At 60.2% G+C, this 7,466-nt stretch carries 4 protein-coding genes; 2 read left to right on the forward strand and 2 right to left on the reverse strand.

Annotated features, from left to right (window positions below):
• Nucleotides 1–373: 373 nt before the first annotated feature.
• Complete coding sequence (locus RUH75_RS17555; protein ID WP_313808440.1) at nt 374–1,360, reverse strand: phytanoyl-CoA dioxygenase family protein; 987 nt, start codon at nt 1,358–1,360, stop codon at nt 374–376.
• A 413-nt stretch (nt 1,361–1,773) separates the two neighbouring features.
• On the opposite strand from RUH75_RS17555, the gene RUH75_RS17560 reads away from it, so the two are divergent.
• Both RUH75_RS17560 and RUH75_RS17565 read left to right on the forward strand, forming a co-directional pair.
• Entirely contained in the window at nt 1,774–4,170 is a 2,397-nt protein-coding gene (locus RUH75_RS17560; RefSeq protein WP_313808442.1) for a TonB-dependent receptor, read from the forward strand.
• Between the two features lie 146 nt (nt 4,171–4,316).
• Nucleotides 4,317–5,771, forward strand: coding sequence for an MFS transporter (locus RUH75_RS17565; RefSeq protein WP_313808444.1), 1,455 nt, complete (start codon nt 4,317–4,319; stop codon nt 5,769–5,771).
• A 128-nt stretch (nt 5,772–5,899) separates the two neighbouring features.
• Here the strand turns inward: RUH75_RS17565 and RUH75_RS17570 are convergent, their stop codons facing one another.
• Nucleotides 5,900–7,108 carry a sulfotransferase gene (locus RUH75_RS17570; RefSeq protein WP_313808446.1) on the reverse strand — a complete coding sequence of 403 codons (1,209 nt, stop codon included), beginning with the start codon at nt 7,106–7,108 and terminating at the stop codon, nt 5,900–5,902.
• Between the last annotated feature and the right edge of the window lie 358 nt (nt 7,109–7,466).

Below are 7,466 nucleotides of genomic sequence, written 5' to 3' on the forward strand. Positions count from 1 at the left end.
ATTATCTGTTTATCCGGTCGGGGCGACGCCCCATCGTCCCGAAAAATGTCACGACAAGCCATTGAGATAATGGCGTGTTTCCTAAACCATCCTGTGAAGGAACTTGCGCGCCCGCCTCCGGAAAGCTGTCGTGCGGGTTGCGGCCCGAGCCATGGTGTCGCGAAGCCTCAGCTGATTGCGATCTGCATGTCGAGGACGATAGCCCTGGCAGAGGCCGGCCCATGTCGCGCAAATGCCCGAAACGGCAAGGAATGCCAGCGATCGCAGCCAGTTCGCTGATCTTCGGCGTCATCGGACCCATTGCGAAAAGGAAAGGACGCCTGATCGGCGCCCTTTCCTTTTATCCGACATCGTCATGCCGAATGGCGTGATTCTACCCTTCCGCTGCCCTGCGCAGCATCACCGTACGGTCCCCATCGCGCACCACGACCAGGCGCATTCCCGGCTTCATATAGTCGACAAAATCTTCGAACTTCTCGCGCACGCCCGGATTGACCGGCCGCAAATAGCTGTCCTCGTCCACGCTCAGCGTAATCTCGCCGACGCGGTCGGCGTCCACCGTCACGGAATTGGGAGTGAAAGCCGTGACCGTTCCGGCGACGGCACTGGGATTGGCGGCCGACTGCACGCGCGAGTCGAAGGAGATGCGCAGTCGATCGCTGGTATTGGGCAACCCACAATGCGGCGTGCAGGGATGCACTATCAGTACGTCGCCCGGAATATAATCGGTCGTCGCCCAGCTTTCGTCGGGAATGGCATCGCGCGGAATAGGAAAGGGGTTGGGCTTTCCGACATTGTGGAAATAACCCCGCTTGTTCTGCCCCACCGCCAAAGCCAGTCCGCCCATGTCCCGGGTGCAGGGCGTCAGCGATACCCAGACGGGACGATAATCCTGAATACCGGGGCTGTAGAAGCCGTCCTGATGGACAGTGCCCAGCTTGCTGTGCGGCGGATAGGTGCGATATTGCACGATCGGCACCGAGCAGGCCGGCTCGCCCAGAACCTTCTCCATCACCGAAAGATTGGCGGGGTCCTCGATCAGCCGCTTGGCGATGCCGGCATAAAGGTCGCTCTCCTCCATGCTGGCAGGCAGTGCCTTGCCGGTCCAGCGGCCTGTCGGGTCGCCCGGCTCGACCAGGCCCATCTGTGCCGCAACGGCCAACATCTCGTCACGCGCCCGCGCGACAGTGTCGGGATCGAACACCCCGCGCAGCAGGATATAGCCATTATCCTCGTAGAAGCGATTGAGCGCTGCCGGGTCGTCCAGTAGGTGGTTGCAGCTTTCCAGCTCGCCGGCCGCGACGACGTCCTGCACCTGCAGGTCGTCAGCCTCGGGACGGTTGATCACATCGACAGTCATGCCTCATCCTCTCCATGGCGCCAGCCAGCCTTTCAGGCGCCGATATGAGCTCATGATATCACAGGCCGTGGCGTCATGATCGGATAGATTTCTTCGACTATCGGATGTTATTGATCATCATCCGGAGACAAGCGCGGCCGCTCGGCCTTGAAAGCGAGCGAACTGCCGCCCCTATATGAATGACAGCTACGGGATTTGAAGACTATCTCGACGGCGTCCCATAACAAGCGCCTTGTCCTCAATGATATTTATATATCACGCGCAGGATATTGTCATTCCACATATTATTTTTCAAAGCCTTAAGCCTCAGCACCATTCCTCTTGAAATTATCGCACGGCAGATGTGTCTGGATTAGGATTCGCGCTCCCATAATGTCCTGTTTTGTCGAACGACAGGACATGGGGGATACAGGATGAAAAAATCCATTTGGGCGACCACTGCGAATCGATTGGGCCTTGCGCTCACGGTTTCAGGAGCGGGGCTTACCTGTATTGGCGTGACGCCAGCTCATGCGGGCCAAGCCGCGGTCAAGGAAAGCGACAACGCAGAGATCGGCGATATCGTCGTCACGGCCCGTCGCCGCACGGAAAGCCTGCAGAGCGTGCCGGTCGCGGTCACCGCGCTCTCGGGCGAGGATCTCGCGCGCAAGAGCATCGCCACGCTCGAAAATCTGAACGCGCACGTGCCGGCGCTGCGCATCACCAAATTCCAGGGATCAGACGCGCTCGTCGTCTCGATCCGCGGCCAGCGCAACAGTCAGGCGCAGCCCGGCCAGGACCCGTCGATCGGCGTCTATTTCGCCGAAGTCCCGACTGGCCTGCAACAGGGCCTGGGACTCGGCATGTTCGATCTCGAAAATGTCCAGGTGTTGAAGGGGCCACAGGGAACGCTGTTCGGCCGCAACTCGACCGGTGGTGCAATCCTGTTGTCACCGGCCAAGCCAAAGCATCAGTTCGGTGGCTCGATCCGTGCCGGTTATATCGGGGTTCCGGGTGGTGGCGGCTTCACGAGTACGTCCACCCTCAACCTGCCGGTCGGCGAACGCGTGGCGTTCCGCTTCGCGCTGAACACCGTCAACCGTGACGGCTGGCAGAAAAACATCGTCGATCCAGCGGCAGCAGCTGCTGCTGCCGATCTTCCGGCGGCGGCGGGCTACAGCTGGAGGTTCGGCAAAGTGACGGACTTCTCCAAGCGGCTCGCCGATCAGGAGAGCTATGACTGGCGCGTCGGCATGGATTTCCAGGCGACTGACAGGATCAACAATTATCTCGTCTATCAGGGCTCCTATTTTCACGCCGATAACGGTCTGCGTCCCCGCCTCTTTGTGGTTTCGCCACGGGCTCCGCTCGCGGCGGTCTACGCCCCCTATGTGGCCCGGCAGCTGGCGGGCGATTTCTGGAGCACGCAGAACGTTTGGAGATCGCCGAACACGGTCAAGCTGCATCAGGCGGTCGACATACTCACGATCGAAACCGACCTGTTCACGGTGAAGAACATCGCCGGTGTCAAGTGGATGAAGCGCGCCCTCGGCATCGACGCCACGGGTACACCCGCTTCCATGACGCAGAACGTGGTCAACGACTATTTCAACAACGGCCGCGATATCTCGGAAGAGCTTCAGTTCCAGGGCAAGGCGTTTGACGATCAACTTCAATGGACGATCGGCGGCTTCTATTTCGACAACCGGATCAAGCAGACGAGCCAGGGCTCAGGCTTCGGCTATTCGGGCCGCCCCGCAACCGCGAAGTCGAAGACGATCGCGGGCTATGCGCAGGCGACCTATAATTTCGCCGCTATCGAGGGACTTTCGGTGACGGCTGGTGGACGATACACCTACGACAAGCGCGCGATGAGCAAGCAGGGCTTCACCATCACGTCGACCAACTGCCGTCTGCGCAATTCGCCGACCGATGCGGGCATTCCTCCTGGCTGTCTTGCCTCGGCCTCGGGAAGCTACAGGAAGTTCACCTACAACACATCGGTTGATTACAAAATCGACTCCCGCTCGATGGTCTATTTCATCTATTCGACGGGTTATCGCGCGGGCGGCTTCAATATATCCGAGAATTTCCTGTCGGCCTATGTGCAGGGCTACAAGCCTGAGACTGTGGAGAATTTCGAGGTCGGCCTGAAGAAGGATTGGGACTTCGGCATTCCCATCCGGACCAATATTTCCGGTTATACGCAAAAGTTCAACAATGTCGTTCGCCAGGCGCAAAACCCAACCGCCGTGACCAGCGCGGTGCTGGTCAATGCCACCAGCGCGCGGCTGAAGGGCTTCGAGGCCGAGCTTTCGATCAAGCCGGTCCGCGGGCTCGAATTGGGCGCGTCCTACGGCTATGTCGACGCGAAATACACCGGGCCGTTCTTCCCGTTCGCTGGTTCGACCTTCAACGCGCAGAACTTTGAATTTTCGCTGGTTCCCAAGGAAACGCTGACGGTCAATGGCTCCTACACGCTACCGCTCGACAAAAGCGTTGGCGAGGTTCGGCTGAGCGCGAATTACTATCATCAAAGCCGCATGTTCTGGGATGACTCGCAGCAGGGCACCTCGCCGGGCTGTCTGGCCAGCGATTGCGGTCCACGCGATATTTATTCGCAGAAACCGTACGGCACGCTCGATGTGCGCCTCGACTGGAAGGGCATCGCCGGATCGCGCTTTGATGCGTCGCTGTGGGCGACCAACGTCACCAAGGAAAAGTTCAACTCCTCGGTGGTGCCATTGGCCAACGCGATCGGCCTTCCGCTCTTTCCGGGTGATCCGCGCTTCTTCGGCGTGGATCTGACCTTCCACTTCGGCACAGATTAAGAGGACGGAGCGATTTCGCTCCACACATCCGCTAAGGCGGGCGACGAACATCAGGCGCGCGCCCGTCTCCCATTTTTCAAGCGCCAGCCAGGGGCCATGGCCGGCGTGGTACGAATGATCCAGCGCATGAGGAAGCACAGCAGCCGATGATCCAAGACACGACCACCAACCAGCCGAGCAGGAAATGGGTGCTCTTCGTCGCCATTCTTGTCCTCGCCGACATCACATCGGGCATCGAGTCGACGATGATCTATTCGGCGATGAAGGAACTGATCGCGATCTATGGCGACGCAGCCAATGTCGGCTGGCTCGTCACGGGCTATGTGCTTGTCTCGGCGGCCGCGGCGGCGATCTTCGGCCGTTTGGGCGATATCTACGGCCGAAAGCGCATGGTGATCATCGTGCTGGCCTGTGCTGTCATCGGCTCCCTGATCAGCGCCATGACCAGGGAACTTACCGTGATGATCCTGGGCCGGGCGCTGCAGGGCGTGGCTGGCGCGATCATGCCGCTGTCCTTCGGGCTGGCGCGCGAAGTGATACCGGTCAGGCGCCTGCCGCTGGCGATCGGCATCCTCTATTCCGCAGGCGCGATCGGCGGCATGGTCGGTATGGTGCTCGGCGGCGTGCTGGTCGATGCCGGCGGATGGCACTGGATTTTTCTGGTCAGCGCCATGGTGGCGGGCCTGTCCCTGATCTTCGCCGCTGTACTGCTGCCGCGCGGACCGGTGGCAACAAACCCGGGCAGGATCGACAAGCTCGGCGGCATCCTGTTTGTGCCGGCTGTTGCCGCGATGCTGCTCGGGCTGACCAATGTTCGCTTATGGGGCCTTCTGGATATGCGTATCCTGGCCTTGCTCATCGGTGGCATGGCACTGTTCATCATCTGGCTGCGTTACGAATGGCGACATCCGCAGCCGCTGATCGACGTGCGCTTGTTCACTCGTCGCGAACTCCTTGCGGCGATGGCGTGCATGGCGTTGTTCGCCGGAGGTGGCGCACAGGTGATGCAACTCCAGATGCTGTTCCTGCAGCAACCGGTATCGACAGGGATCGGCCTCGGCCTGACCGCCACGCTCGCTGGCTTGCTGATGATGGCGCCCAATCTCTCGGCCACGCTGATGGCGCCGGTGGCAGGTCATATTGCGGGATCGCGCGGCAATCGCTTCGTCGTGATCTGCGGCTTCATGCTGAACGCCACGGGCTGGCTGCTCCTGACGACCTTCAACAGCAATATCTGGATTGTCATGACGATCACCAGCCTCGCTTGCATGGCGGGCAATGCGCTATTGGGCGTGGGCATCTACAATTCGGTCATCGCGGCTGCCCCGTTCGATCGCACGAGCGAGGCCGGCGGCGTCGTCACCGTGGTACGCGGGCTCTCCCACGCGGTCAGCGCACAAATCATCATGGTCATTCTCGCCCATTCGACCGTGGCCGGTTCAGCTGGCGCCGGCCATCCCGCGCCAATCGGCTATCTGACCGTCTTCGCGTTCATCGCGGGACTCAGCCTCATCGGCATTTTGCTGGCGACCCGCTTGCGTGGCCGACCCGATCGCCCCGCCGAGGCACTGCAGACGGGGGTCGAACCGGCGCACGTCTGATCCGCCGCTGTCGCGCTTCGAGACTTATGACACCGTCGGATTAGGTCCAAACTTCTACACCTCAACGCCATTTGTCATGCCGATCGGGCCAAACGCGAACCCCCGCGCGGGCTCGGATGGTCCGAAGATCAGGCAAAGCGGCCGAGCTTGAACCGCCGTGAATAGCCTTCGAATGCGCTCTCGATCATTTCACGCGTCAAGCCGAAAGGTTCAAGGGCATAGTCGTAGCGGCCATAGCGGTTGGATGCGTTGGACGGATCGGCCAGCCAGCTGCGCATGCGCGCCTCGAACTCGGGCGTGTAATCAAGGTCCCAATGGCCATAGGCGCGGCGGATGACATCCACAGGATCGCGGGTCAGATCATGGAAATCAACATGGAAAATCCGGGGATCGTCGACCAGCGGGTTCTCCATCGCTTCCGACACCGATGCGGCGATGCTGTTGACGAAAGCGGGACCCAGCGTCTTGAAGTCCATCTGCCAGTCGGTGATGCCGCCATAGAGCACCGCTGTGATCGCCATCGTGGAAGGATGCACCTGTACCGGGTCACGATGCGGCCAGATGCACAGCGCATCAGGATAAGCCTCGAACAGGGCGTCCAGCGCGAACTGGTGGTAGATGCCCTTCACCACCCAACGCTTGGTCGGCTGCTTCCACTGGAGCTGCTGAAGGAATTCGCGGTGGAAGCGATAGGCGTCGCCCATATTATTGGCATCCAGCAGCATCGCCAGCGCCGGAACCTTGTAGAGCAAAGAGGGATAGGCGTTCTGGAAGTCGAGAGTGAAGATCTCCTCGCACTCGATCGGACAATGGCCGCCCTTGTCCCAATAGGGGTGCAGGGTCAGCAGTCCCGGTGCGAGCATCAACATCTCGTCCAGTTGCTTGCCCGTCTGCTCGATCCGTTCTGGCGTGACCGGGACCTCCCCAGGCGGCGGACAAGGCGAGTGCGTGTGCCACCAGAGCGGCGCGCGCACGCCGGGGTCCTCGGCCAGCAGTGAATGCGTGAGCGTCGTGCCCGTGCGCGCGAAGCCAATGACGAAGATCGGCCGCTCGATCTTCTCCTGCGCGATGCCTGGCAGGCGCCTGCGATCAGCGCTGAGGCGCAGGCGCGTGGAAAGCAGGTTGCGAAGCTGCAACTCAACCCCCGCCTTCTGGTCGGGCCGCAGCGCCGGTTGTTGATTCAGCCAGTCGACGAAGCGGCCCACCCTTTTGATCAAATCTTGATCCAACGCTTCGAAATTGCCGGCAACGATCTGAGATGTGTGGATCAACTTGTCGACATCGATCCGTGTCGAAAAATCTGATTCCGCCTTGATGGCATTCGAACGGCTGCGCATCGCGAACCCTCTCCCTTTCCGAATCGATTTTATTAGCTAGGATTTCTTTATTAAGCGGATAAAGGCAAAAACGTCAAGAAATTCGTGCGCAATGAAAAGAACAATCGTTCCTTTTTTCTGCTCTTGCAATAGGCATCCCGGCAATCTCCCGCGATGCGCGCATCATTCCACACTGCATGCCCGGCACCGCATTCGCCATCGATATATGGTGCAGCCCACTCAGCGTTCGTCAACCGGATGAACGGGTTCAATAAAACCGGCCGCTGCCAGCCGATCCACGCCATACAACGCGTCAGGCAGGAGGTTGGTTCAGGGGAAGATGCTGTCGCCGAAGCGCTGGGTGTGGGTGATCAGATCG

The sequence above is a fragment of the Sphingobium sp. genome, from assembly GCF_032153725.1.
Classification (GTDB): domain Bacteria; phylum Pseudomonadota; class Alphaproteobacteria; order Sphingomonadales; family Sphingomonadaceae; genus Sphingobium.